Origin of the sequence: Boseongicola aestuarii (genome assembly GCF_900184815.1) — a bacterium.
GTDB lineage: Bacteria > Pseudomonadota > Alphaproteobacteria > Rhodobacterales > Rhodobacteraceae > Boseongicola > Boseongicola aestuarii.
In genome coordinates this window covers 97,501-122,268 of record NZ_FXXQ01000007.1, presented here as the reverse complement: position 1 = coordinate 122,268, position 24,768 = coordinate 97,501, and the positions used below count along the sequence as shown (strand labels likewise).

Genomic DNA, 24,768 nt, shown 5'->3' with positions numbered 1-24,768 from the left:
CGGCTGGGGGGCTCTGCCCCCCCGTCGACCTTCAGTCGCCTTCCCCCGTGGTATTAATGAAAGGATGAAGCCCTCTGGGTCTTGACCTTCCAGTTGCTGGAACCCTTATGTCAGAGTGGAACATTCAAACCCGGAGCGGATCCATGTCGACTGCATCGTTATTCAGAGTGCCCGTTGAAGGCATGTCCTGCGCGTCCTGTGTGGGGCGCGTGGAGGCGGCCGTTTTGCGCGTGCCGGGCGTCTTGGGCGCACGGGTGAATTTGGCAAGCGGCACGGTTGAGGCGGATCTTGGCGAGGGCGGGGCGTCGCAGGATGTTGTGTCCGCGTTGAAAGAGGCCGGCTATCCGGCGCGGGTCGAGACTTTGCGCGGGTCGGTCGAGGGTTTGAGTTGCGCGTCCTGTGTCGGCCGGCTGGAGCGGGCATTGGTGGCCGTGCCGGGTGTGGTCGAGGCGCGGGTGAATTTGGCGGATCGCTCGGCGGTGGTGGAGTATGGCGCGGGCACCGAGCGCGCGGCGATTTTGGCGGCGGCGCAGTCGGCGGGCTATCCGATTACCGCGGACGAGGACGCGTCGGGTCACGAAGATGCGGAAGATGCGGCTTTGACACGGTCGGTCTGGATTGCGTCCATTCTGGTGTTGCCGGTGTTTCTGATCGAGATGGGCGGGCATTTCATTCCCGGCGTTCATGCTTTGGTGGCCGAGACGATCGGGCATCAAGCAAGCCGGGTTTTGCAGTTCCTTTTGATCGGCGCCGTTCTTATGGGCCCCGGACGGGTGTTTTTCGCGCGCGGGGTGCCGTCGTTGCTGAAGGGCGCACCGGAGATGAATTCGCTGGTGGCTTTGGGCACGGGGGCGGCGTTTGTCTACTCGACGGTGGCGACCTTTATGCCCGGTGTTTTGCCGGGGAATGCCCGTGGCGTTTATTTCGAGGCGGCGGGTGTGATCGTCGTATTGATCCTTGTCGGGCGCTTGCTGGAAGCGCGCGCGAAGGGGCGCACGGGGGCGGCGGTGCGTGCTTTGGTCGGCCTCAGGCCGGACACAGCGCGGGTGCTGCGCGGGGGTGACGTCGTCGAGGTCCCGCTTGCATCGGTCGCGGTCGGCGATGTTGTGCAGTTGAAGCCGGGCGCGCGGGTGCCGGTGGACGGTGTGGTCGTGAAGGGCACAAGTTTTGTCGATGAGGCGATGTTGTCGGGCGAGCCAGTGCCCGTGGAAAAGGGCGCTGGCGACGCGGTGACGGGCGGCACGGTCAATGGTGCGGGGCTGTTGGAGGTGCGCGTAAACGAGGTTGGTGCGGATACGGTTTTGGCGCGCATCATCCGCATGGTGCAGGACGCGCAAGGGGCGAAACTGCCCGTGCAGGCGGTGATCGACCGGGTCACGGGAGTATTTGTACCTGTGGTTCTGGGGGTTGCCCTGCTGACGGTTGTGGTCTGGCTGGTCTTTGGGCCAGGCCTTGGCGAAGCGCTGGTGGCGGGTGTGTCTGTGCTGATCATTGCTTGTCCGTGCGCTATGGGACTGGCGACGCCAACCTCGATCATGGTGGGCACGGGACGCGGGGCCGAACTGGGGGTCTTGTTCCGCAAGGGGGCGGCGTTGCAGGCCTTGCGGGAGGTGGAGATCGTGGCCTTCGACAAGACCGGGACGTTGACCGAGGGGCGGCCCGAGGTGACGGATGTGGTGACCGTGGATGGCTTTGCGCGCGAAGCGATTCTGTCGGCGGCGGGTGCTGTCGAAGCCGGATCAGAGCATCCGATTGCGCAGGCGATCTTGCGGGCAGCGGGGGATGTTCCTGCCGCAGAAGATTTCAAGAGCGTTACCGGTGCGGGTGTGTCCGGGGCAGTTGATGGTGCGACGGTTCTTGTGGGTCGCGCGAAGTTGCTGGGCGATGCGGGGGTGGATGCAGCACCTATGGCGGCGGCGGCGGACCGACTGGCGCAAGAAGGCAAGACGGCGTTTTTCGTCGCGATCGGTGGCGCCCTGGCCGGGGTGATCGCGGTTGCGGACCCGGTTCGAAATGGGGCGGCCAAGGTCGTTTCCGATTTGCAGGCCATGGGGCTCAAGGTTGCGATGGTGTCGGGGGACCGGCGCGCAACGGCAGAGGTGATCGGCGCAAAACTGGGCGTTGATCTGGTCGAAGCGGACGCGACGCCGGACGACAAGGTCGAGATCATCGGACGTCTGGGGCCGCGCGTGGCCTTTGTCGGTGACGGGATCAACGACGCGCCCGCATTGGCGGCGGCCCATGTGGGGATCGCGATCGGCACTGGCACGGACGTGGCGGTCGAGACGGCGGATGTCGTCTTGATGTCGGGCGATCCGGCAGGCGTTGTGCGGGCCTTGGGTCTGAGCCGTGCCGCGATGCGCAATATCCATCAGAACCTCGGCTGGGCATTTGGCTATAACGTGCTGCTGATCCCGGTCGCAGCGGGTGTCTTGTATCCCGCGTTCGGTTTGGTTCTGTCACCGATGCTTGCAGCCGGCGCGATGGCGTTTTCAAGCATTGCGGTCGTGACGAATGCCTTGCGACTTCGCAAGTTCGGAGAAAGCTCATGAATATCGGACAGGCCGCCAAGGCGACCGGGCTTCCACCCAAGACGATCCGTTATTACGAGGATATCGATCTTGTGCGCCCGGGACGGGATGCCAATGGCTATCGCGCGTTTTGCGAGGCGGATCTGCACAAGCTGCGGTTTCTCGGGCGGACGCGGGCATTGGGGTTTTCGGTTGCCGATTGTCGCGCGTTGCTGGCGCTTTATGAGGACGACAGTCGCGCAAGCGCCGAAGTGAAGGCGATCGCCGCAAAGCATCTCGATGCCATAGCAGCCAAGATTGCCGACCTGAAGGCAATGGAGTCGACGCTGTCGCATCTGGTTGCAACCTGTGCAGGCGACGGGCGGCCCGATTGTCCGATTCTGGAGGATTTGGGCGGCTAGCGACCTTGCAAGGTAACGCCTCTTCAGCCTTTTGAACGGATCCGGCGCCGGGCCCGCCGCACCAGCCCCACAACCAGCGCAAGTGTCGCAAGCGTTGTCAGGCCTGCTTTTGCCATGCTGGCCTTGCTGGCGGCGTCCACCATCTCGACCGTGAGCGCATCGGGTCCGGCGCGCAACATCACCGCCACGCGCGCATTCTCGGTGTAATCCGCAACTGCCCCCAGAACACCCAGCAGGATGAAGCCGCCGACAAGCCAGCGCGGGCCTCTGCGCCATGACCAGATCAGACCCGCCGCAAGCGAGGCTGCAAGTAGCGCCGGATAAAGCAGATCGATGCGGTGCTGGGTCGTCAGGTAAAACACCGTCGTCTCGGCATCTATCGCGGCAAGAAACGCGCGGGCCTCGTCGACCGAATAGCCGCCGGGGCGCAGATCAAACGGGATCAGGCCGCCCGCGCCCTCGGCGATCCGCGGCAAAGACCACAGAACCATCACCAGATAAATCACCAGGGTCGCAGCAAACAGCGCGATATTGGCGGTTCGGTTCATGGTGTGTTGAGGCGCTCGAAGCGTGCTCCCAGCGTAGTCATCAGCGGCTCGAACACCGGAAAGGACGTGCGCACAGGGGCGGCGTCATCGACGGTGACGGGGTTTGCAGAAGCCATGCCGAGACAGAGAAACGACATCGCGATGCGGTGATCGAGACGCGCCTGCACGGTCGCGCCGCCGGGCACGCCGTGCGCGCCAAGCCCGGTGACTTCCCACCAGTCTTCGCCTTCTTCCACAGTGACTCCATTGGCGCGCAGGCCTTTGGCCATGGCGTCGATACGGTCGCTTTCCTTGACGCGCAGCTCCTTGACGCCGTGCATCGACGTCACGCCACTGGCAAAAGAGGCGACGACCGACAGGATCGGGTATTCGTCGATCATCGAAGCGGCACGCTCGGGTGGCACTTCGATGCCTTTCATGTCGGGTGAAAAACGCGCGCGCAGATCGGCGACAGGCTCGCCGCCCTCTTCGCGCATATTCTCATAGGTCAGGTCGGCGCCCATGTCGCGCAGGGTCTCGAACAGGCCCGCTCGGGTAGGGTTCAATCCGATATTCGGCACCAGAACATCCGAGCCTTCGACAATCAGCGCCGCACAGACCGGAAAGGCGGCAGAGGAGGGGTCGCGCGGCACGTCGATGGTCTGGGGCTGCAACTCGGGGTGCCCCTTGAGCGTGATGACGCGCCCCTCGGGCGTATCCACGACGCTCAGATCAGCCCCAAATCCGCGCAGCATTCGTTCACTGTGATCGCGCGTCGGTTCGGCCTCGATCACAACGGTTTCCCCCGGCGCATTGAGACCGGCCAGCAAGACGGCGGACTTCACCTGCGCCGACGGCATCGGCGTTTTGTAACGCACGGGCACGGGGCTTTCAGCGCCGACAACTGTCATCGGCAAACGCCCGCCGCGGCGACCATATGACTGCGCGCCGAACAACGCCATCGGGTCGGTCACACGCCCCATCGGGCGCGACCGCAACGAAGCATCCCCCGTGAATGTCGCAGTGATCGGCGTGGTGGCCATCGCGCCCATGATCAAACGCACGCCCGTGCCCGCATTGCCGCAATCGACAACGTCTTCAGGCTCGCGAAAGCCGCCGACACCGACACCATGAACGGACCAGTTCCCGGGGCCGTGCTCAATTACTTCGGCCCCGAAGGCGCGCATGGCGTCGGCGGTGCGCAAGACGTCCTCCCCGTCCAGCAGGCCGGTAATGCGAGTCTCTCCAACAGCCATCGCCCCCAGAATAAGCGAACGGTGACTGATCGACTTGTCACCGGGGACGTGCGCTTCCCCCTTCAGGGGCGCGGCTTTCATTGACCGCAATGGTTCCGGAGTTCCGTGGCCCGACATGGCTCTTTATCCTTCAAATAACCGCCACCTGTTAGCGCATGACGCCAAAGGGGTCCATCCGCCGCAACGCCTTCTTTTTGGCAAAAATATCCAAAAACCCGAGGAAGGCTTCGCAAGAAGCTGCACCGAGTAGAAAAGAATGTGCCGCAAGGCACGCAATCAGATGCGTTTGAAGGTCAGATAATGCGGCGTGCGGTCTTCGCGGATGGCTTTGGCCTCGTAACGGGTGCGAGTCCAGTCGGACCATGGGCGGCGCCAGTCCGGGGCGCGTTCGGCGGTCCAGAGAAAACCCGCTTTCGGCACTTCTTCCATCGCCTGACGCACATAATCCTCGATGTCCGTGGCAATGCGCAGTTCCGCACCGGGCTTCATCACGCGGTGAAGCGGTTGCAGATGCTCAGGCGTCACGAAGCGCCGGCGGTGGTGGCGCTTTTTGGGCCAGGGGTCGGGATAGAGCAGAAAGGCCTTGGCGATGCTTTCGGCGGGCAAAACATCGAAAAGATCGCGGGCGTCGCCGGGGTGAACGCGGACGTTGTCGACCTCGGCCTTGCGGATTTTCCCCAAGAGCATCGCAACACCGTTGATATAGGGTTCGGCGCCGATGATGCCGACGTCGCGGTGAAGCGCGGCCTGATGCACCATGTGTTCGCCACCGCCAAAGCCGATCTCCAGCCAGACCGGCCTGTCGCCAAAGAGCGCCTTCAGGTCGATCGGTTCGCGGTTCGGGTTCACATCCCAGTCAACCGCTCCGGGCGACAGATGTGCAAGGTCTTCGAGATAGCCTTTCTGGCTGTCGCGGAGGCCTTTGCCTTTGAAGCGGCCGTAAAAGTTGCGCCAGGGCGCGCCGGAGGGGTGTTGATCACTCATGGGCGGCGGGTGCCACCGCCCGAAGAAAAGGTCAAGTCAGTCGTACTGCACGACCTCGATTTCAATGCCGTCCGCATCGTTGAAGTAAAAACGGCGTCCGGGTTCGTAGTTGGCGTGGCTTTTGGTTTCGAACCCTTCCGCTTTGACGCGTTCTTCGACGGCATCGAGGTCATCCACGACAACTGCCCAGTGGTTGAAGCCACCCAGTGTGACATAGCTTTCGTCCTTGGGGCCCGGTGTTTCGGGGAAAGTGAACAGGGCGACATAGGTGTCATCATCGCCGCAGTGGACAGAATAGCCGGTTTGCATGCCAGCCCCTTCCCAGCGGATTTTCCAGCCGAACACGCGGCCCAGCCATGCGGCAGTGGCATGCGGGTCGGAGACAGTCATATTGATGTGTTCAAGTCGTGCTGCGGTCATGATTTCAGTCCTTCGGTTTTGAGTTCCAAGGGAAGGTTACGACCTCAAGTGAACTTGAAATCAAGCGCTATTTGAGAAAACTGTCCGCGCGCCTAAGGTGCAGAAGAAATTCAATTAATCTTTGATTTCGTCCGGGCGCACACCCCAGAGGCCGCGCTTTTCCACCCAGCCGCTTGAGCCACCTGCGCTGATGCGGCACCAGTCCAGACCGCAGGACATCAGCCGGGCGATGACACCCGATTCGGCCATCGCATTTACCGGACTTTCAGGGTCCGGTTTGATCAGCATCGGCGTCATGTCGCTTTCGATGATCACGTGGCGTACACCCGACAAAAGCGAATAGTGAACCCAGCCGCCGACACCGTCGCGGTCGCGCACCCGGCGCCAGTTTCCATACTCGGCCGTCAATTCAAGCGGCATGTTGCGACGTGTGAAAACCCAATCGATCCGGTGGCTGAGAGACGGGCCGCGGCGTACGTTGCCTTCTTCAGCTTTTAGCGACACGAACCGCGGCATCGGCAGGTTCGTCACGGGGCCGCGCTCGGTGGCGGCGGCGGAAAACGCCGTCACGAACGCAAGGCAGAGGCCCGCTGCAAGGCGAAGGATGTTCTGTCCGCTCGTCATTGTGCTCATCCTGTTTTCGGCGCGCTTTTGATAAGCGTCTCTTGTGCCTCAGGTCGTTCCTTGCCACTTTGCCAAAAAGCTGCGGCTGATGGAAGGTCAGAGATCAAAATGCCGGACAAACGTCTGAAAGTTGTCGTGACGCGTCGCCTGCCCGAAGTGGTCGAGGCGCGCTTGTCGGAATTGTTCGATGTGACATTGTCTGAAGGCGATGTGCAGATGACGCGCGAACAGTTGATCGACGCCGTGCGCAGGGCGGATGTTTTGGTACCGACGATCACCGACATCGTAGATGCCGGCGTTCTGGCGCAGGCTGGCGAAAACCTGAAGCTGATTGCGAATTTCGGCGCCGGGGTCGACAATATCGATGTGGCGACAGCGCGGCAGCGGGGCATTCATGTCACGAACACGCCCGGCGTTCTGACCGACGACACCGCCGATATGACCATGGCGCTCATTTTGGCGGTGACGCGGCGCATCCCGGAAGGCCTGGCCGTGATGCAAAAGGGCGATTGGAATGGCTGGTCGCCGACCGCGCTTCTTGGGGGGCGCGTCGGAGGGCGTCGTCTTGGCATTCTCGGCATGGGGCGGATCGGTCAGGCGGTGGCGCGACGCGCGGCGGCCTTCGGGATGGAAGTGCATTACAACAACCGGCGTCGGTTGCGCCCCGAGATCGAGGAAGACCTAGGGGTGCGCTATTGGGAGAGCCTCGATCAGATGGTCGCGCGGGTGGATATCCTGTCGATCAACTGTCCGCACACGCCTTCGACGTTCCATCTGATGAATGCGCGGCGTCTGGCTTTGATGAAGCCGACCGCGGTGATCGTGAACACCTCGCGCGGCGAAGTGATCGACGAGAACGCCTTGACGCGGATGCTGCGCTCGGGCGCGATTGCGGGCGCGGGGCTGGATGTGTTCGAGCATGGTCACGAGATCAATCCCCGTCTGCGCGAGTTACCCAATGTGGTTCTGTTGCCGCACATGGGGTCGGCCACCGTCGAGGGCCGCGTCGAGATGGGTGAGAAAGTCATCATCAATATCAAGACCTTCGACGATGGGCACCGGCCTCCTGATCTGGTCGTTCCGGCGATGCTGTGACGCAGGGGCGCTGGCCGCCGAAGGGGTTGACCGGGGCGGTGCGCGCCGCTTGCGCGGGCTCGGGGAGGCACGCCTGGTCGGGGACCTTGACCCGCGTCGAGGACGGCATTGCGTTTCACGTTTATGAATTTGCGGGCAAGGCGTGGTTTCTGGCGAAGCCGGTGATCTGGGATGAAACGCTTTGGCGTGTGGCGGGCTGGAAAAACCCCGCAAAACGGTCGGTGAGTTCTCATTTCCGCGGTCTTTGCGTGCGTGTCCCGGCGTTGTCGGTGCAGTCGTTGAAGGGGCAGGAGGTTGAAGCGCTGGGCGCCGGGATTCTGGCGTTTGCGGACCGGTCGTTTGAGGCCTTTGAACTGGGTTTCGACTTCAGTGTTCCGGCGTTGGTTTTGCGGGACGTGACCGGACGGGGTGCGGATGATTTTGTGGTCACCGAGATGATATGGCATCTGGCAGAAGGGCGGCATGCCGAGGCCTGTGCGATCGCGGCGGATGTCGTTGCCGGGCATCGAAGATCGGCGTTCAATATGAGAACTGCCGAAGGTGATGTGTTTGAGTTGGTTGAGAGGGCCGTGGCGCGTGGTGACTTCTAGGGTTCTGATTGCCGTCTTCTGTGTGATTGCGGCCTGTGGGCGGCCTTTGACGCAGTCTGAAACGGATTTCGCGCAATCGCTTTTCGGACCGACGTTGGATACCGGGAAGGTGCGTGTCTTGTCGTTGCCCTATTGGGCGAAGGATGCAGATGAAGCGCGCGTGATGCGCGGCACCGAGCGGGCCTGTGTGCGCACGCCACAACCGCGAGGGGCCCAGCCGCCTCAGGCATTTGCACTTGGCAATTCGATGCATTTTTCGGAGCGTTTGCAGGCGCGTGAAATGACGCTTTTCTGGCCAAAGGCCCTGCGGTTTCCCCAAGGGTTGGTCTTTGCGCATGAGTTGACCCATGTCTGGCAGTGGCAGAACCGCAGTTGGACGGAGTATTCGCCGTTTCGCGCGGCCGCCGAGAGCATTGCATTGCCGGACCCGTATTTTTCCGCGACCGGTGAGGCACCGGAGTTTTTTGCATTCGGGTTCGAGCAGCAGGCGGCGATAGTCGAGGATTACGTCTGTTTCACCGTCGCGAACCCGACCCATCCGCGTCGCGCCGTGTTGCGGGACTTGCTGGCACCGGTGTTTCCGGTGGAGGCTTTTGAGGCCTCAATCGATCGGGCGGGTCTGCTGCCGGAGGGTTGAGGGTTTTTTGAGGGGTTTTGCCCCTCACCCCAGGATATTTCGAAACAGAAGAAGCGGTCAGAACCACTGGCCCGACTCGATCAGGCCGAGGTCGAGGAGTTGCTGTGCGCGCCACTCAAAGGGCGTGGAATTGTGCCAGCGGAAGGTGTCGATGGCGTAGCGGCTGGCGGGATTGGTTTTGAGGGCTTTGGCGGCGCGGAATGACACGATGGCAGCCGTGAGGTTGTTGTGCCAGGGGCAGGCATAGGTGTTGCGTTCGGGGTCGGACCAGGTGTGATCGTCGTGCAGGGACAGGCCCGTTTCGGTGCGCACAAGCGCGATCCGGTCGATGCGGCGGCGCGGCTCGGGGATGTGGTCTTCGAAGCGCCAGCGCAGGCCACCGAAGACGTCGATCTGGCGATCCTTCGGGCTGCCGTCGGGGTGTGTTCGTGCGTGGGCGTAGTAGCCGGACCGGTCGAAGTGTGCGTCTTTCAGCGAGACTGCATCCGGGGCGGCGGCGAGGTCGCTGGCGTAGGCGTCGACGACATAGGTAAACATGCCGAAGCGGCGTTCTTCGGTATGAAAGGCGAGCATTTCGCCCACGGTGCGGGTTTCTGAAAAAGGATAGAACAGGAATTCGGCATTGTAGCCGTAATAGACCCAGGTTTTCCGGGGCAGAGCGGCGACGATGGGGTTCACGATCGACGGCGTGACGTTTGGACCGCGCGTGATGTGGTCGATGCGCAGCGTCGTGTGGGGGAGCGGGTCGGGAATACCCAGATCCACCGGCGCCACGACAATCACGGTGCGAAAGCCGATCTGCCGATTATGGTTCAGCGTTTCGAGGAGCGCGGCCTCGTCCTCGGCAATCACGATGGCGACCGGCCCTTCGGCGCGGCGGATCTCGGGGCTTTGAGTGGCGTCGGACAGGGAGGCAAAGCGCATGTCGGTTAGGGGCTCGTGGGGGGCAGGTCGCGGCACGATGGCACGGGGCCTTGGAGCTTGGCAAGGCGGGGTGGGCGGTGTAGGACGCCTGTTGATCCGGAATTCTCGTGAAAGTGCCTTGTGATATGACTGCGCCGAAGAAGTTATTTATCAAGACCTATGGTTGTCAGATGAATGTCTACGACAGCGAGCGCATGGCAGAGAGCCTTGGCGGGCAAGGGTATGTGGCGACGGATACGCCGGATGACGCCGATATGATCCTGCTCAACACCTGCCACATTCGCGAGAAGGCGGCGGAAAAGATCTATTCGGAACTGGGTCGGATGCGCCCCTTCAAAGAGGCCAACCCCGACTTGAAAATCGGTGTTGCGGGCTGTGTTGCGCAAGCCGAGGGTGCCGAGATCATGGCGCGTCAGCCCATGGTCGATCTGGTTGTCGGGCCGCAGTCCTATCACCGTCTGCCCGAGTTGGAGGCCAAGGTGCGGGACGGGCAAAAGGCGCTGGATACCGACTTTCCCGAAGAGGACAAGTTCGAGCATCTGGTTGCACGTCCAAAGGCCAAACGCGGGCCGACGGCGTTCTTGACGGTGCAGGAGGGCTGCGACAAGTTCTGCGCGTTTTGCGTGGTGCCCTATACGCGCGGGGCCGAGGTTTCGCGACCTGCCGAGCGGGTCATGGGCGAGGCACTCGATCTGGTGGAGCGCGGCGTGCGAGAGATCACGCTTTTGGGTCAGAACGTGAATGCCTATCACGGACATGCGCGTGGTCTTTCGGGCCTGATCCGTGATCTGGCGAAGGTAGACGGGTTGGAACGTATTCGCTTTACCACAAGCCATCCCAACGACATGGATGATGATCTGATTGCCGCCCACGGCGATTGCGACAAGCTGATGCCCTATCTGCATCTTCCGGTGCAATCGGGGTCGGACAAGATCTTGAAGGCGATGAACCGCAAGCATACCGCCGAGAGTTATGTGCGGTTGATTGAGCGTATTCGTGGCGTGCGGCCTGACCTTTTGTTGTCGGGCGATTTCATCGTCGGCTTTCCCGGTGAGACGGAAGCGGATTTTCAGGCGACGCTCGATCTGGTTGAGGCGGTTGGCTATGGGCAGGCTTATAGCTTCAAATACTCGCCGCGCCCCGGCACACCTGCGGCGGAGCGCGCTGAGGTGGATGCGGGCGAGGCCGACGAACGGCTGCAACGTTTGCAGGCCTTGCTGACGCGACAGCAAAAGGCGGCGCAGGATGAGATGGTCGGGCGTGAGGTGACGGTGCTGTTTGAGAAACCGGGGCGTTTGCGGGGTCAGATGGTTGGCAAGTCCGAGTATCTTCATGCGGTGCATGTGACCTCGGACAAGGTCGGGCGTGGTGATCTGGCGCGCGTTCGGATTGTCGAGAGCGTGCGCAATTCGCTGGCAGGCGAGGTCATCTGACCGGGGGGTTTCCAGCCCCGGCCTGATGGTTCAGCTCCCGAGCGTTTCTGCCAGCGTTGCAAGAATGCGGGTCCAGCCGCCTTCGTGATTGGCGCGGCTTTCTTCGGATGGAAAACGGACATGCGTCAGGCGGACGTCGGTGCCGCCTTCCGCGTCCTTGAAATCGAGCGTCACGATGCTGTTTTCTACGGGGGACATGGGGCTTTCCCATGTAAAGACGATCTGATTTGCGCGGTCGATTGTCTTGTATGTGCCGGCGTGGGGCATGTCCTTGTCGCCGACGCGCATCACGATAAGGAACCGGCCTCCGGCACGGGCGTCCGAAGTGGCTTCGGGCACCGACATATTGGGAGCGGGCATCATGAATTGCGCCAGCATCGCCGGGTCGAGCCAGGCATCAAATAGTTTCTCGCGAACCGCCGGGATCAGTCGGGACACTTCGAGTGTCAGTTCAGTGGCTTGATCAGTCATGTGCGTCATCCTTTGTCATCAGTTTCTCCAGTTTCTCCAGCCGCAGTGCCCAGATCGATTGCAGGTCTTTGAACCAGGTATCGATATGCGCGAGGCGGTCGGGATTAAGCTCGATCAGATGCTCCCGCCATTCGGTCCTTCGGCTGACGAGTTTGGCGCTTTCAAGCGTCTTGATGTGTTTGGACACGGAATTCAGGCTTACCTCGAAGTGGCGCGCCAGATCGGTGACCCGCATCGCGCCCTGCTGCGCCAGAAGCGTCAGGATTGCGCGCCGGGTCGGATCAGACGCCGCTTTCAGGAGAGCGGTCAGGTCTGTGTCGTCTATTCGTTCAACCATAAGGGTGAATAATGCGATTCGCCGCCTTCAGTCAACCATTTAGGTGAATGATGCAGTCTTAAGCGGAATCGCCCGAGAAATGCTATATTTCGTGACGTTCCCGTGAAATCTCGCATGATGTGCTTGCGCGCAGACGCGTCCCTTGGCAGCATGAACCAAGGCCGAGAGGATTTTTTTTTACGGAGTTCGAATATTTGACCATTGGTGCGCTGACCCCGCCGATCGTATCCGACGACGTCCCCGAGACGCGTCTAGAGTTCCCAGATAACCGCCTGTTGATTGAGCTTTTTGGTGAGTTCAATCGCAACCTCACCCAGATTGAAGCTGCTTTGGATGTGCAACTTGTGCATCAGGGTAATCAGCTTGTGGTGTTCGGCGAGGCGGCGTCTCAGGTCAAGGCCTCGGAGGTGTTGCATGCGCTTTATGCGCGGCTTGAAAGCGGTAAGGGCGTTGTGCCGGGCGACATCGATGCGGAAATTCGCATGGGCGGCTCTGCCAAGGGGACCGGCAATCGCGCGGGCGATCAGATGGAGTTGTTCCAGGGTGGGCGCGTCGAGATCAAGACGCGCAAGAAATTGGTCGAGCCGCGCACCGAGGCGCAAAAGGCCTATGTGCGAGCGCTCTACAAGAATGAATTGTCGTTTGGAATTGGCCCTGCCGGGACCGGCAAGACCTATTTGGCCGTGGCCGTCGGGGTGAACATGTTCATCGGCGGGCACGTGGACAAGATCATCCTCAGTCGTCCAGCCGTCGAAGCGGGCGAGCGTCTTGGTTTTCTGCCGGGTGACATGAAGGACAAGGTCGATCCGTTCATGCAGCCGCTGTACGACGCCTTGGGTGATTTCCTGCCGGGCAAGCAGGTGGCCAAGCTGATCGAGGACAAGCGCATCGAGATCGCGCCACTGGCCTTCATGCGGGGGCGAACGCTTTCGAATGCCTTTGTGGTGCTGGACGAGGCGCAAAACGCGACGACGATGCAGATGAAGATGTTCCTCACGCGGCTTGGCGAAGGCAGCCGGATGGTTGTCACCGGCGACCGCAGTCAGGTGGATTTGCCGCGTGGAGTGACCTCTGGGCTCTCGGATGCCGAGCGACTGCTGAAAAATGTGGACGCGATCTCGTTCAGTTATTTCACTTCCAAGGATGTCGTGCGCCACCCGCTTGTTGCCAAGATCATCGAAGCCTACGACGGCGACACTCCCGCGGGCTGAAAGGCGCGCCGAACCGGCGCATTCGATTTGTTTACGAAGACCAGCCGTCTGCGCGGTGCCTCTGGCGGGATTAGCGCGACCCAAAGAAACGAGCGCGCCATGTCTGCTCTTTGGGTCTGAAAAATCCCGGGGAAGACCGCCTTGGCGGTCTGGCGCGGTGCCCCTTTCTCGTTAACCTGATCCGATCAGAATGCCGGCTGCCAGTACCAACGCGCCGCCGAGGACCACCTGGAGTGCCGCGCGGAAGAATGGCGTTTCCATATAGCGGTTCTGGATCCAGGCGATAGCCCAGAGCTCGACGAATACGACGATGATCGCGATCGTTGTGGCAGTCCAGAAGTCCGTGATCAGGTAGGGTAGCGCATGCCCGAGGCCTCCGATCGTGGTCATGATACCCGACGCGAAGCCGCGTTTCAGCGGCGAGCCGCGCCCCGAAATCGCGCCGTCGTCAGAGGCGGCTTCGGTGAAGCCCATCGAGATGCCGGCGCCCACTGAAGCGGCGAGGCCGATGAGGAATGTGTTCCAGGTATCGCCGGTCGCAAAGGCGGCGGCGAAGATGGGAGCGAGGGTGGAGACCGAGCCGTCCATCAGTCCGGCGAGCCCCGGCTGAACCCATGTCAGAACGAATTGGCGATGTGCGGTGCGCGCTTCCTGATCTTGCGCATCGGTGTCGAGATGCCGGCTGACAAGATCATCGGCTTTTGCGACGTGGCCGGCTTCGGCGGCCGCGAGGCTGCCGAGAAGCTTGCGGGTGTCCGCGTCGGTGGTCCGCTGGGCGGCGACTTCGTAAAACCGCTGTGCGGAGGCTTCCATCATTTCGGCTTCGGCGCGGATGCGGTCGAGGCCGAGGTTCTCGATCAGCCAGACGGGTCGTCGGTTGAAGAAGCCCGAGACATGCTCGCGACGGATCAATGGGATGACGTCTCCGAAGCGCGCCTTGTGCAGGTCGATCAGTTGTTTGCGGTGCCCGTCTTCTTCGGTTGCCATGCCTTCGAAGATTGAGGCGGAGGCCGGGAAATCTGTACGCAGGTTCTCTGCGTAACTGCGGTAGATTCGTGCGTCATCCTCTTCCGAGGAAATGGCCAGCGCCAGGATTTCCTGTTCGGTGAGATCGGCGAAGCGTTTGCGGTATGCGAAGTGAAAACTCATTGCGACCCTATTGTCTTTAGAATGATTCTAATTTGGTGCGGATCACCCAATCTGACAAGAGGGTATTCGCATTTTTGCTCTGTGCCTAAGCCGTCGCGGCCTGCTTGCGTCTTGAATAAACTAAACTGAACAGTTTATATATTAAGAGACGCAAGGCAGAGAGTTTCATGAACGCCCCCGGAAGTGTCCTCAAACAAGGTCGAAAGTGGGATCAGGTGCTGGAAGGCGCCCGCACCGTTTTCATGCGCGACGGTTTTGAAGGCGCTAGTGTGGACGATATCGTGCGCGAGGCGGGCGTATCGAAGGCGACGCTTTACAGTTATTTTCCCGACAAACGGCTGTTGTTTCTCGAGGTAGCAAAGTCCGAGTGCAAGGCGCAGTCGGATGCTGCGATCCAGCAGATCGAGGGTTCCGGGGATGTCCGCGAGGCTTTGACGACGGCCGCCGGGCGCATGGTGCGGTTTTTCTTGTCCGATGTGGGGATGCAGGTCTTTCGTATCGTCGTCGGCGAGAGCCAGCGATTTCCGGAAATCGGACGCGAGTTCTATGCCTCGGGGCCGCAGATGGTCCGGGATATGTTGATAAGGTTCTTGAACCGCGCTGTATCGGAAGGCAAGTTGCAGATCGACGACGTCGCCTTGGCGGCGGACCAGTTTCCCGAACTTTGCAAGGCTGGTCTTCACATGCAGATGGTTCTGGGCCTGCGCGATGCGGTGAGCGAAGAAGAGATCGACCGGGTGATCGACGGCGCAGTCGAGATGTTCATGAGCCAGTACGGCGTAGCGCGTTAGGCGCGGCCCGACAGGTCAGTCGATCCGGCGCAGGTGAAGCTGGTTGCCGATTTTCTTCGTTTCAAAGCGTTTCAGACCTTCGACGAGGTCGCTCAGTTTCTTTTTGCCATAGGTCCGGGGATCGAAGTCCGGATTGTCGCGGACGATGTACTGGCCAAGCGGTCCGAGGGCGTACCAGTCGTCGTCGGACGGGATTTTGTCCATAGCATTGACGATGAGAGGGATCGCTGCCGTCGGGTTTTGCTTTTCGGGCACCGGCGCGCCTTTTTCGGGCGGACTGGTGTCGTCTGCGATGTTTTCGATCAGCACGAACCGATTGCAGACGTTGCGCAGGCTTTCGGGCGCTTTGGCTTCTCCGATGCCGATTACGTCCATGCCTTGCTCGCGGACGCGGTTGGCAAGGGCGGTGAAGTCGCTGTCGGAGGACACGAGGACGAAGCCGTCAAAGCGTCCGGTGTGGAGAATATCCATGGCGTCGATCACGAGGCCGATGTCGCTGGCGTTCTTGCCGACGGTATTGGCGCTTTCCTGATGAGCGACGAGACCGAGTTCGCGCACGGCTTTCGTCCAGGCGCTGAGGCGTCCGGAAGACCAGTCGCCGTAGACACGGCGCAGGGCCGGTTCGCCAAATGTGGTGACTTCTTTCAGGATTGCGTTGGCGTGTTTGGCCGGGATGTTATCGGCGTCGATCAGGACTGCGTAAAGTGGTCGGTCGCGGTCAGCCATTGTGGGGGCCTCTTTGTTTGCAGGGGAGGGGGCTGTCTGCCCCCGCACGGGCATTTGCCCGCGCCCCCCGAAGATTTCTGGACCCAAAGATGGATCAGGACAGCTCGCTTGCAGAAGTGATCACTTTTCCCAGCAGGCCATAGGCTTTGGCTTCTTTGGTGTCGAGCCAGAAGTCACGTTCCGTATCTTTCGCGATCTTGGCGGCGGTTTGGCCGGTGGCCTCGGCGAACAGTTTATGGAAGCGTTCGCGCATTTTCTCAATCTGGCCAGCCTGGATTTGCATGTCGGAGACTTGTCCGCCGATCCCGCCCGAAGGTTGGTGCAACAGGAAGCGGGTATTGGGCAGGCAGAAGCGATTTTCCGCAGCAGCGGCGACAAAGATCAGCGCACCCGCAGAGGCGACCCAGCCGGAGCCGATGGTCCGCACGGTCGGTTTGATGAATTTGATCATGTCGTGGACCATGTCACCGCTTTCGACGTGACCGCCGGGCGACGAAATATAGACATTGATCGGATCGTCATTGTCTTCGGCCAGAGCCAGAAGTTGCTTCACGACGCGTTCGGCAAGCTTGTGATTAATCTCGCCCGTGATGATCACGTTGCGGGATTTGAAGAACAATTGCTCGGCTTTGCCGCCGGGTTGGGATTTGTCGTCTTTTGAGTTGTCGTCGGCCATATTGGTGAGCATCGCGTTTCTTTCTGTGAGGCTTTCTTTGCGGGGAATGTCGGTGCTTGGGGCCGGAATGGCAAGGCGCGCGGGCGCGATTAATCCAGAAACTTGTGCAGGATCAGGGCATCGACCTTTCCATCGCTCGGATGGCGGAAAGCCTTGGGGATGCGGCCGATCTCGGTGAAGCCTGCGCGCTGCCAGATATCGAGGGCACGGGTGTTGTTGGCCAGAACGAAATTGAACTGCATGGCTTCAAATCCAAGCGCTTTCGCTTCGCTCAAGGCGTGGCTCAGCATCGCGCGGGCGACGCCTTTACCCGTTGCGTTGGCGGCGGTGACGAATCCGGCATTGCAGACGTGGTCGCCGCCGCCCATCTGGTTGGCGCGGATATAATAAGTGCCGCCGTCGGTAATATAAGGATGTGCCGCATACCAATAGGCAAGCGCGTTGGCGCGCGTGATGTCCGGGTCGATTGCATAGGTGTCGCCTGCGCGGAACACCGGCTCAAGCATCGCCCAGATGGCGTCGCTGTCGGCGGCGGTGGCGGGGCGCAACAAAGGCTCACTCATGGAAATGCGCCGCCAGAGTGGGGCATTCGGCGGTCCCTTGAATGACGTCGGCGACGGCAATCGCGGCTTCGATGGTGGGAAGGTTAATGATGCCGCGCCCCTCCAGCCGTTCCTGCACAACAACTTTGACAAGGACATGATCACAAAGCGAAACCGCCAGTTTCCGACCAACCATCTCACCCGTCAGCATCGCAAATGCCTCCGAAGACGGGTCGTCCAGCGCGAATTGAACCGAAGGTCGTCCATGCATGAACACTGGTTCAATACGTGCGACACTCACCTCAAGCCGCGCCTCCGGGCTCTCGAAAACCAGATCGGACTGCGCCAGTGCAGGCGCCGCCGACGCCCCCAGACAAAAGCAGAATGCTGACAAACATGCCTTTCTTTTTGGCGAAAACATCCCGGGGAGGTCCGGAGGGGCAGAGCCCCTCCGGTGGATCGCCGCCGACAGGCGGGGAAACATCAATACAGCACGACCGAGCGAATGGATTCACCTGCATGCATCAGATCGAAACCCTTGTTGATATCCTCAAGGCCCATGGTGTGCGTGATCATCGGGTCGATCTCGATCTTGCCGTCCATGTACCAATCGACGATCTTGGGAACATCGGTTCGCCCGCGCGCGCCGCCAAAAGCCGTGCCGCGCCAGACGCGTCCCGTCACCAACTGGAAAGGGCGCGTCGAGATTTCCGCACCCGCGGGAGCCACGCCGATGATGACGCTTTCGCCCCAGCCTTTATGAGCCGATTCCAGGGCCGCGCGCATGACCTGCACGTTCCCCGTGGCATCAAAGGTGTAGTCCGCGCCGCCTCCGGTCAATTCGACAAGGTGACCGACCAGATCGCCTTTCACCTCGGCGGGGTTCACGAAATCGGTCATCCCGAAGCGTTCCGCCATGGGTTTCTTGTCTGCGTTCAGGTCGACACCGACGATCTGGTCGCAACCGGCCATGCGCAGGCCCTGAATGACGTTCAGCCCGATACCCCCAAGCCCGAAGACGATGCAGCGTGATCCGATCTCGACCTTGGCCGTGTTGATGACCGCTCCGATGCCGGTGGTCACGCCGCAACCGATGTAGCAGATCTTGTCGAAAGGCGCGTCCTTGCGCACCTTGGCAAGCGCGATCTCGGGCAGAACCGTATGGTTCGAAAAAGTCGAACATCCCATGTAGTGCAGGATCGGCGTGCCATCCAGCATCGAGAACCGGCTGGTGCCGTCGGGCATCACGCCTGCGCCTTGTGTTGAGCGGATCGCCTGACAAAGGTTGGTTTTCGGGTGCAGACAATAGTCGCATTCGCGGCATTCCGGCGTGTAAAGCGGGATGACGTGATCGCCGGGTTGAAGGCTGGTGACGCCCGCGCCGACTTCAAGCACGACCCCGGCGCCTTCATGGCCGAGGATCGCCGGAAACATGCCCTCGGGGTCGGCCCCAGACAGGGTGAATTCATCCGTGTGGCAAATGCCGGTGGCCTTGATCTCGACCAGAACCTCGCCCGCCTTTGGCCCGTCAAGGTTCACTTCCATGATTTCCAGCGGTTTTCCCGCCTCAATCGCAACCGCCGCGCGCGTTCTCATGCCAAAATCCTCCCTTGGACTGTCGTTGGCTTGACCCTGCTGTACGATCTGCGCGAAATCAATGGGGCCGGGTGCGATTGGAAAGGTGTTTTTGGCATGATGTATCGATTAGGAGCTTTGCTGGCCTGTCTGGCGGCCTGCGGACCTTTGCCGGCTGAGGATGAGCCGGCGATCGTGACCGAGCCTGTCGAGGTCGAAGTCGAAGCCGAGGAGGCACCGCCCGTCCTCGAGCAATGTGATGCGGCCGACTATCGCCCGCTTATCGGAACGCCGCGTGCAGAGGCGGCGATGTCTCCGGGTGAGCGGCTGCGTGTTTTCAGTGTCAACGCCATCATCACGCAGGAATATCTGCCGCAACGCACGAATGTTGTGTTCGGCGATGACGGTCTGATCACGCGGGTCTATTGCGGTTAGGTCCGGTTATTTCTTGATGCGGTAGTCTTGGTGGCAGGCCGAACAGGCCGTGGCGAATGTGCGCATTGATGCCGCGATATCGCTGGCTGAGGATAGGGTCATGACGTCCAGCGCCTGACCCATTTCCGCAGTGCGCCGGGCGAATCCTGTAGGGTCGGTCCAGACGGCGGGCCGTGCTTCCGATTTCGGATCGGTCGCTTCGGGCGCAAAAAGCACTGGGATGCGATCGTTTTCCGTCTTGAGGGATATAAGTGCGGCCTTGGCCTTGGCGTCATCGAAAGGGGTGATCCCACGCGCCATTTTGCCAAGTTCCTTCAGATCGGCCGCCATTGTTTTCATACCTTCCATGCGCGCTTTCACCTGCGGGTCCTTGACGCCCGAGTGAGCAAGGGCGGCACTTGCGGCGAGACCGAGAACAATTGTCATGATGATCGCAGATCGCATCTTTATCTCCAGCTTTGGTCCCACGTTCCTAGTCGGTTTCTTGTCGAATGCGAAGGTCGGGAAGGACTCGACTCGCAGAGGTGTTGGGATATATCAACACTAAGAACAAACAGTGAACAAGTATGCTGCCCGCGCATGAAACACAGACGCATCCTGTCGCTTTGGTTCCCCCGGTTGGGGGCCGAGCGTTGTCTTCGGCTAGAGCGTGGCTTGCCACGGCGCCCTTTTGGGGTGGTCGGCGAGGAACGCAACGCGCAGGTTCTGGTCTCCTTGTCGGCCGAGGCCGAGGCGGCGGGTTTGCGCATCGGCCAGCCGCTCAGGGACGCACGCGCCATGTGTCCCGAGTTGGACACGCGGCTGCGCAACCGCGATCTGGACGCTGCATTTCTGGGCGTTTTGCGGCGCTGGGCCGGGAAGTTCAGCCCTTGGGTCTCGGAAGAGGCACCGGATGGTCTGATCGTGGATCTGACAGGGTGCGCGCATCTTTTCGGCGGTGAAGGCGCGCTGATCGGCGAGGTCGAAGCGGACTGCGCGCATCTGGGTATCAGTGTGCGGGTGGGTGTTGCCGACACGGTGGGCGCGGCCTGGGCCTTGGCGCGCTTTGCGGGTGGCACGGCGGATGCGGCGCGCACGGGCGACGACATCAATCAGGAGGCGCGGGCAACCCGGTCGTGCGCGGCCAGGCGGCGTCATTGGGTGAAGGGTGGGGCGGCGCCTGCAGTGGCGCCTGACATGGTGCGCAAGATGCAGATCGCGCCCCCCGGCGCGACGCGTTCTGCGCTGGCGCCTTTGCCGGTCGCGGCACTCCGGCTGGAGGAAGAAACCGTGGCGACGCTGGCGCGCCTTGGTTTGCGCCACATCGGGGATCTGGCGGGCCAGCCGCGCGCGGCATTGGGGCGCCGGTTCGGACGTCACCTGGTGCAGCGTCTCGATCAGGCGTTGGGCGTCGAACCTGAACCGGTCAATCCCGCCCGACCCGCGACGCGCTTTGCGGTGCGCCTGACCCTGCCCGAGCCGATCGGGTTGAGCGAAGACATCACGGCGGCGATTGACCGGCTGCTTGATCCTCTGGGGGAAAAGCTGTTGCGCGCGGGGCGTGGCGCGCGCCAGATACGGATGGAGTGTCATCGCAGCGACCACACGATGCAGGTGATCGAGGTCGGATTGGCGCGGCCCTCGGCGTCGGGGGATCGTATCCGGCCGCTTTTGATGATGAAGCTTGATGACATCGACGCAGGCTTTGGCATCGACATGATCCGGTTGGAAGCGCGTGCGACGGAACCGGTACACAGCCATCAACACCGCGGCCATGCAGAGGCGGCAAGCGATGGGGCGACGCGGCTTGGAAGCGGAGCGGCACTGGACGATCTGATCGGCCGGATCGGGGCGCGGATCGGACTTGAGAGCCTGACGCGCTTTCATCCGGGCGACAGTCATATCCCGGAAAAGACGGCTTTGATTGTCGCTGCCGCTTGGGCTGGTCCGGCGAAAAACTGGCCCCGCCCGGCCATGCTGCGCCCTTCGGAGATGTGGCGCCCCGAGATCGTGCTGGCGGCGGAAACTCCTGATCTGCCGCACCGCTTTCGCTGGCGGGGGCGCGATCTGGAACTCTGCGTCGCGCTTGGCCCGGAACGCATCGCGCCGGAATGGTGGCTTGATGAACCGGACTGGCGCACCGGGGTGCGCGATTATTGGCGCGTGACGACCCGCACGGGCGAACGGCTCTGGCTCTATTTTGGACACGGAGGAACGATGTCGCCGGGATGGTTCTGTCAGGGAAGCTTTGCCTGAGGACAGAATGATTTCTTTGCCTCCGGCGGGGATATTTCAGCCAAAAAGAAAGCCGCAATTTGAATCAAACTTTGCTTTTTTGGTTCAAGTATCCCGGGGGAGTTTGACAGGTGGTGCAAAAAAAAGGCGGAGCTTTCGCTCCGCCCTACTGTCCGGAGGAGACAGAATTATGGCAGCAGAACGCTGTCGATGACGTGGATCACGCCGTTCGATGCAATGATGTCCGCAGCGGTTACTGTGGCGTCGTTCACGGTCACACCGTCGGTGCCGTCGACATGCACGTCGCCGCCCTGAACGGTTGTCACGTTCAGGCGCTGACCGGCAAGCTGGTCAGATGTGATCGCGCCCGGCACGACGTGGTAAGTGAGGATCGAAACCAGCGTATCCTTGTTTTCCGGCTTCAGCAGATTTTCGACAGTGCCTTCAGGCAAAGCGGCGAAGGCAGCGTTGGTCGGGGCGAAGACGGTGAAAGGTCCGTCGCTTTTCAGCGTGTCGACAAGGCCTGCTGCGCCAACAGCGGCGACAAGTGTCGAGAAGTCGTCATTGCCTGCGGCGATGTCGACGATGTCCATTTCTTTGTCCATTGGCGCACATGCGGCGATGAATGCGATGGCGGCGGCGCCGAAGGTGGCTTTCAGAGCAAATCTACGGTTCATTGGGTATCCCTCAGTTTCGGTGATATCTTTTTACAAAAAATGGGAGGCTAATTTTCACCTCCCATTCGGTGTCAGTTCGAAGTGATCAGCCCTCTGGCAGCATCACCTTGTCGATGACGTGGATGACGCCGTTCGATGTTTCGATGTCGGCTGTCACGACGTTTGAGTCCTGAACCATGACACCGTTGTCGAGGTCGATCATGATCTCGCCACCCTGTACGGTGGCTGCCATCATGTCGTCGGTCAGGTCACCGGACATGACTTTGCCTGGAACGACGTGGAAGGTCAGGATGGCCGTCAGGGTGTCGATGTTCTCTGGCAGAAGGAGGCTTTCGACCGTGCCCTCTGGAAGTGCCGCGAAGGCTTCGTCGGTTGGTGCGAAGACTGTGAACGGGCCTTCGCCCTTCAGGGTGTCCACGAGGCCGGCTGCCTGAACGGCGGCGACGAGCGTCTGGAACGATCCGGCTTCGACTGCCGTGTCTACGATATCCTTGGAATGGCCGCCTGCGAAGGCTGGTACGGCGAGCAGAGTTGCTGCAACTGTTGTCATAAGTGTCTTACGAAGCATTGTGGTCTCCCGTTAAAAAAGGTGAATGTCTTTGTGACATCGAGGCTTCTACGGGGCGTGTTTCGCAGCGGATCACCAACAAAAATCCGCAAATGCCATTGACGGATCGCGGGCCGCGCCTAAGCCATCGCTTTTTGCGAAGTCCACTCACAGATCCGTTATTTGCCGTGATCGAAAAGCGGTAATTTGTAACCGTGTTTCAATACTATAGCCTTAAAGCACAGTGTCGTGAGGGTGATTGCCGAATGGTATTTGCTCGCGCATGTTATGGGCAGACGACGAACAAGAGGTAGAAACATGGCTGGACGGTATAAGAGTGATCTGAAGTGGTCGGATGTGACGCCGAAGCGGGACTATATGAACCGTCGGCAACTGATGGCCGGGGCGGGTGCTTTGGCGCTTGGCTCGATTGCGGGTCCGGCGATGGCGAGTCTGGGAGCGCGCAAGAGCAATTACGGCCGCGGGCTTGAGCTGAACACGTATGAAGACATCACCAGCTATAACAATTTTTATGAATTCGGCACCGGCAAGGACGACGCCAAGAATAATGCCGGGCGTCTGACGACGGACCCCTGGTCGATTACCGTGGACGGTATGGTCGACAAGCCCGGCAAGTATGATCTTGACGATCTGACCAGCGGGATATCCCTGGAAGAGCGCATCTATCGTTTCCGCTGTGTCGAGGCGTGGTCGATGGTGGTGCCCTGGGTCGGCTTCGAGTTGTCCGACCTTCTGGCGCGCGTGGGTGTACAGTCGTCGGCCAAATATGTCGCCTTTGAAACTTTGGTGCGGCCCGATGAAATGATCGGGCAGCGTCGTCCGGTGCTTGACTGGCCATATCGCGAGGGTTTGACCCTCAATGAGGCGATGCATCCGCTGACGATTATGGCGACCGGTCTGTATGATGAGCCGATTCCGAACCAGAACGGAGCGCCGATCCGCCTTGTTGTGCCGTGGAAGTATGGTTTCAAGTCGATCAAGTCGATCGTGCGGATCACGCTGACCGACACGCGTCCGCCGATCAGTTGGGAAATGGCGAACCCGCGGGAATACGGTTTCTTCAGTAACGTGAACCCGAATGTGGATCACCCGCGCTGGTCTCAAGCCACAGAGCGCAAGATCGGTGGCGGCTTGTTCTCCAAGCGTGTTCCGACCTTGATGTTCAATGGCTACGAAAGCGAAGTCGCCGGGCTTTATGCCGGTATGGATCTGACGAAGAATTTCTGATCGTGGCGCATAATCAAGACATTCAGTTGACGTCGACGCTGACCTGTCCCGAATGTGGTGGTGTCAGCAAGGGCGAGATGCCGACGGACGCATGTCAATTCTTTTATGACTGCCCGCATTGCAAAACCGTGCTTCGCCCGAAGGCGGGTGATTGCTGCGTCTGGTGTTCGTACGGCGACGTGCCGTGTCCACCGATACAAGAAGGAAAGGCGTGCTGTTCATGACTGCTGCGCAACGCATCAATATCGGCCTGTCCAAGGTGCCTGCGTGGCCTCTCTATATACTAGGGCTTATTCCGCCGGCTTGGTTTCTGTATCAGGGGCTCACGGGAGGCCTTGGGGCAGAGCCGATCAAGGCGCTTGAGCACAAGCTGGGTGAGTTCGCCTTGCAGGTTCTGATCGTTGTGCTGGCGGTGACGCCGCTGCGGACCTGGACGGGCATCAACCTGACCAAGTTTCGCCGCGCGCTGGGATTGCTGACGTTCTTTTATGTATTCCTGCATCTTCTGGTGTGGCTGGTTCTGGATGTGCAGATCCTGTCGCAGATTTGGGCGGACATCGTAAAGCGACCTTACATCACCATCGGCATGGTGGGTTTCGTGCTTATGATCCCGCTTGCAGTGACCTCGAACAATTTGTCGATCCGCAAGCTGGGTCCGAAGACCTGGCGGCGGTTGCACCAACTCACGTATGTCACGGCCGTTTTAGGTGCGGTGCATTTCGTGATGGTGGCCAAGGGCTTTCAGTT

General features: G+C 60.7%; 30 protein-coding genes (1 of these 30 only partly in view). 13 read left to right on the top strand and 17 right to left on the bottom strand.

Features of this window, described 5'->3' with window-relative positions; all coding sequences use genetic code 11:
- Positions 1–143 precede the first annotated feature (143 nt).
- On the top strand, positions 144–2,552 hold the full coding sequence (locus BOA8489_RS11310) for a heavy metal translocating P-type ATPase (protein WP_093974132.1): 2,409 nt from the start codon (positions 144–146) through the stop codon (positions 2,550–2,552).
- Positions 2,549–2,932, top strand: coding sequence for a Cu(I)-responsive transcriptional regulator (locus BOA8489_RS11305; protein ID WP_093974131.1), 384 nt, complete (start codon positions 2,549–2,551; stop codon positions 2,930–2,932). The genes BOA8489_RS11310 and BOA8489_RS11305 overlap by 4 nt, the downstream gene beginning before the upstream one ends.
- Before the next feature lie 23 nt (positions 2,933–2,955).
- On the opposite strand, the gene BOA8489_RS11300 is transcribed toward BOA8489_RS11305, so the two are convergent.
- The 5 genes from BOA8489_RS11300 to BOA8489_RS11280 form a co-directional block, all read right to left on the bottom strand.
- Entirely contained in the window at positions 2,956–3,480 is a 525-nt protein-coding gene (locus BOA8489_RS11300; protein ID WP_093974130.1) for a hypothetical protein, read from the bottom strand.
- Positions 3,477–4,832, bottom strand: coding sequence for a 3-phosphoshikimate 1-carboxyvinyltransferase (aroA, locus tag BOA8489_RS11295; protein WP_093974129.1), 1,356 nt, complete (start codon positions 4,830–4,832; stop codon positions 3,477–3,479). The genes BOA8489_RS11300 and aroA overlap by 4 nt, the downstream gene beginning before the upstream one ends.
- A 159-nt stretch (positions 4,833–4,991) precedes the next feature.
- Complete coding sequence (gene trmB / locus BOA8489_RS11290; RefSeq protein ID WP_093974128.1) at positions 4,992–5,699, bottom strand: tRNA (guanine(46)-N(7))-methyltransferase TrmB; 708 nt, start codon at positions 5,697–5,699, stop codon at positions 4,992–4,994.
- 36 nt (positions 5,700–5,735) lie between these two features.
- The gene (locus BOA8489_RS11285) at positions 5,736–6,119 is read right to left on the bottom strand and encodes a VOC family protein (protein ID WP_093974127.1); all 384 of its coding nucleotides are present in this window, start codon (positions 6,117–6,119) and stop codon (positions 5,736–5,738) included.
- A gap of 114 nt (positions 6,120–6,233) precedes the next feature.
- On the bottom strand, positions 6,234–6,743 hold the full coding sequence (locus BOA8489_RS11280; protein ID WP_093974236.1) for an SH3 domain-containing protein: 510 nt from the start codon (positions 6,741–6,743) through the stop codon (positions 6,234–6,236).
- 108 nt (positions 6,744–6,851) lie between these two features.
- On the opposite strand from BOA8489_RS11280, the gene BOA8489_RS11275 reads away from it, so the two are divergent.
- Genes BOA8489_RS11275 through BOA8489_RS11265 form a run of 3 tightly spaced genes read left to right on the top strand, consistent with a single transcriptional unit; the run spans position 6,852 to position 9,065 of the window.
- A complete protein-coding gene (locus BOA8489_RS11275; RefSeq protein ID WP_093974126.1) occupies positions 6,852–7,838 on the top strand; it encodes a 2-hydroxyacid dehydrogenase in 987 nt (328 codons plus the stop codon).
- Positions 7,835–8,428, top strand: coding sequence for a hypothetical protein (locus tag BOA8489_RS11270; RefSeq protein ID WP_093974125.1), 594 nt, complete (start codon positions 7,835–7,837; stop codon positions 8,426–8,428). Before BOA8489_RS11275 ends, BOA8489_RS11270 begins: the two co-directional genes overlap by 4 nt.
- Positions 8,415–9,065, top strand: a complete 651-nt coding sequence (locus BOA8489_RS11265; protein ID WP_093974124.1) for a hypothetical protein — start codon at positions 8,415–8,417, stop codon at positions 9,063–9,065. The genes BOA8489_RS11270 and BOA8489_RS11265 overlap by 14 nt, the downstream gene beginning before the upstream one ends.
- Before the next feature lie 57 nt (positions 9,066–9,122).
- Here the strand turns inward: BOA8489_RS11265 and BOA8489_RS11260 are convergent, their stop codons facing one another.
- Positions 9,123–9,989 carry a glycosyltransferase family protein gene (locus BOA8489_RS11260; RefSeq protein WP_093974123.1) on the bottom strand — a complete coding sequence of 289 codons (867 nt, stop codon included), beginning with the start codon at positions 9,987–9,989 and terminating at the stop codon, positions 9,123–9,125.
- 125 nt (positions 9,990–10,114) lie between these two features.
- Here BOA8489_RS11260 and miaB point away from each other — a divergent pair, with 125 nt between their 5' ends.
- On the top strand, positions 10,115–11,422 hold the full coding sequence (gene miaB, locus BOA8489_RS11255; RefSeq protein ID WP_093974122.1) for a tRNA (N6-isopentenyl adenosine(37)-C2)-methylthiotransferase MiaB: 1,308 nt from the start codon (positions 10,115–10,117) through the stop codon (positions 11,420–11,422).
- Positions 11,423–11,452: 30 nt separating this feature from the next.
- Here miaB and BOA8489_RS11250 read toward each other — a convergent pair whose 3' ends face one another.
- The gene (locus BOA8489_RS11250; protein WP_093974121.1) at positions 11,453–11,893 is read right to left on the bottom strand and encodes an SRPBCC family protein; all 441 of its coding nucleotides are present in this window, start codon (positions 11,891–11,893) and stop codon (positions 11,453–11,455) included.
- Entirely contained in the window at positions 11,886–12,230 is a 345-nt protein-coding gene (locus BOA8489_RS11245; RefSeq protein WP_176440275.1) for an ArsR/SmtB family transcription factor, read from the bottom strand. The genes BOA8489_RS11250 and BOA8489_RS11245 overlap by 8 nt, the downstream gene beginning before the upstream one ends.
- Before the next feature lie 194 nt (positions 12,231–12,424).
- Between BOA8489_RS11245 and BOA8489_RS11240 the strand changes: the two genes are divergently transcribed.
- Entirely contained in the window at positions 12,425–13,441 is a 1,017-nt protein-coding gene (locus BOA8489_RS11240) for a PhoH family protein (protein WP_093974234.1), read from the top strand.
- A 171-nt stretch (positions 13,442–13,612) separates the two neighbouring features.
- Here BOA8489_RS11240 and mbfA read toward each other — a convergent pair whose 3' ends face one another.
- Complete coding sequence (gene mbfA, locus BOA8489_RS11235) at positions 13,613–14,590, bottom strand: iron exporter MbfA (protein ID WP_093974120.1); 978 nt, start codon at positions 14,588–14,590, stop codon at positions 13,613–13,615.
- Positions 14,591–14,757: 167 nt separating this feature from the next.
- Here mbfA and BOA8489_RS11230 point away from each other — a divergent pair, with 167 nt between their 5' ends.
- Positions 14,758–15,381: a TetR/AcrR family transcriptional regulator gene (locus BOA8489_RS11230; RefSeq protein ID WP_093974119.1), complete on the top strand. Its 624-nt coding sequence runs from the start codon at positions 14,758–14,760 to the stop codon at positions 15,379–15,381.
- 15 nt (positions 15,382–15,396) lie between these two features.
- Here BOA8489_RS11230 and BOA8489_RS11225 read toward each other — a convergent pair whose 3' ends face one another.
- The 5 genes from BOA8489_RS11225 to BOA8489_RS11205 all read right to left on the bottom strand — a co-directional run bounded on the left by BOA8489_RS11225 (position 15,397) and on the right by BOA8489_RS11205 (position 18,921).
- The gene (locus tag BOA8489_RS11225; protein WP_093974118.1) at positions 15,397–16,107 is read right to left on the bottom strand and encodes an NYN domain-containing protein; all 711 of its coding nucleotides are present in this window, start codon (positions 16,105–16,107) and stop codon (positions 15,397–15,399) included.
- A 94-nt stretch (positions 16,108–16,201) separates the two neighbouring features.
- On the bottom strand, positions 16,202–16,795 hold the full coding sequence (locus tag BOA8489_RS11220; protein ID WP_245813790.1) for an ATP-dependent Clp protease proteolytic subunit: 594 nt from the start codon (positions 16,793–16,795) through the stop codon (positions 16,202–16,204).
- Positions 16,796–16,872: 77 nt separating this feature from the next.
- The gene (locus tag BOA8489_RS11215) at positions 16,873–17,346 is read right to left on the bottom strand and encodes a GNAT family N-acetyltransferase (RefSeq protein WP_093974117.1); all 474 of its coding nucleotides are present in this window, start codon (positions 17,344–17,346) and stop codon (positions 16,873–16,875) included.
- Positions 17,339–17,719 carry a SecDF P1 head subdomain-containing protein gene (locus BOA8489_RS11210; protein WP_141138278.1) on the bottom strand — a complete coding sequence of 127 codons (381 nt, stop codon included), beginning with the start codon at positions 17,717–17,719 and terminating at the stop codon, positions 17,339–17,341. The genes BOA8489_RS11215 and BOA8489_RS11210 overlap by 8 nt, the downstream gene beginning before the upstream one ends.
- Before the next feature lie 89 nt (positions 17,720–17,808).
- Positions 17,809–18,921, bottom strand: a complete 1,113-nt coding sequence (locus BOA8489_RS11205; protein ID WP_093974115.1) for an S-(hydroxymethyl)glutathione dehydrogenase/class III alcohol dehydrogenase — start codon at positions 18,919–18,921, stop codon at positions 17,809–17,811.
- 30 nt (positions 18,922–18,951) lie between these two features.
- Between BOA8489_RS11205 and BOA8489_RS11200 the strand changes: the two genes are divergently transcribed.
- Positions 18,952–19,335 carry a hypothetical protein gene (locus BOA8489_RS11200; protein ID WP_093974114.1) on the top strand — a complete coding sequence of 128 codons (384 nt, stop codon included), beginning with the start codon at positions 18,952–18,954 and terminating at the stop codon, positions 19,333–19,335.
- Between the two features lie 6 nt (positions 19,336–19,341).
- Here the strand turns inward: BOA8489_RS11200 and BOA8489_RS11195 are convergent, their stop codons facing one another.
- Positions 19,342–19,779 (bottom strand): c-type cytochrome, encoded by a 438-nt coding sequence (locus tag BOA8489_RS11195; protein ID WP_093974113.1) that lies wholly within the window; start codon positions 19,777–19,779, stop codon positions 19,342–19,344.
- A gap of 135 nt (positions 19,780–19,914) precedes the next feature.
- Here BOA8489_RS11195 and BOA8489_RS11190 point away from each other — a divergent pair, with 135 nt between their 5' ends.
- Entirely contained in the window at positions 19,915–21,570 is a 1,656-nt protein-coding gene (locus tag BOA8489_RS11190) for a DUF6504 family protein (protein WP_093974112.1), read from the top strand.
- 167 nt (positions 21,571–21,737) lie between these two features.
- Here BOA8489_RS11190 and BOA8489_RS11185 read toward each other — a convergent pair whose 3' ends face one another.
- Together BOA8489_RS11185 and BOA8489_RS11180 are read right to left on the bottom strand one after the other, a co-directional pair.
- The gene (locus tag BOA8489_RS11185) at positions 21,738–22,226 is read right to left on the bottom strand and encodes a fasciclin domain-containing protein (protein WP_093974111.1); all 489 of its coding nucleotides are present in this window, start codon (positions 22,224–22,226) and stop codon (positions 21,738–21,740) included.
- A gap of 85 nt (positions 22,227–22,311) precedes the next feature.
- On the bottom strand, positions 22,312–22,794 hold the full coding sequence (locus BOA8489_RS11180; RefSeq protein WP_093974110.1) for a fasciclin domain-containing protein: 483 nt from the start codon (positions 22,792–22,794) through the stop codon (positions 22,312–22,314).
- A gap of 297 nt (positions 22,795–23,091) precedes the next feature.
- On the opposite strand from BOA8489_RS11180, the gene msrP reads away from it, so the two are divergent.
- The 3 genes in view from msrP to msrQ are tightly spaced (at most 2 nt apart) and all read left to right on the top strand, a layout consistent with a single transcriptional unit that may run on beyond the window.
- Positions 23,092–24,021: a protein-methionine-sulfoxide reductase catalytic subunit MsrP gene (gene msrP, locus BOA8489_RS11175; protein WP_093974109.1), complete on the top strand. Its 930-nt coding sequence runs from the start codon at positions 23,092–23,094 to the stop codon at positions 24,019–24,021.
- Between the two features lie 2 nt (positions 24,022–24,023).
- Positions 24,024–24,245: a GDCCVxC domain-containing (seleno)protein gene (locus BOA8489_RS20790; RefSeq protein ID WP_442319940.1), complete on the top strand. Its 222-nt coding sequence runs from the start codon at positions 24,024–24,026 to the stop codon at positions 24,243–24,245.
- On the top strand, positions 24,242–24,768 hold the 5' portion of the coding sequence (msrQ, locus tag BOA8489_RS11165) for a protein-methionine-sulfoxide reductase heme-binding subunit MsrQ (RefSeq protein WP_093974108.1). Its footprint extends 82 nt past the window's final position; only the first 527 of its 609 coding nucleotides appear in the window; the start codon lies at positions 24,242–24,244; its stop codon lies beyond the right edge, outside the window. Before BOA8489_RS20790 ends, msrQ begins: the two co-directional genes overlap by 4 nt.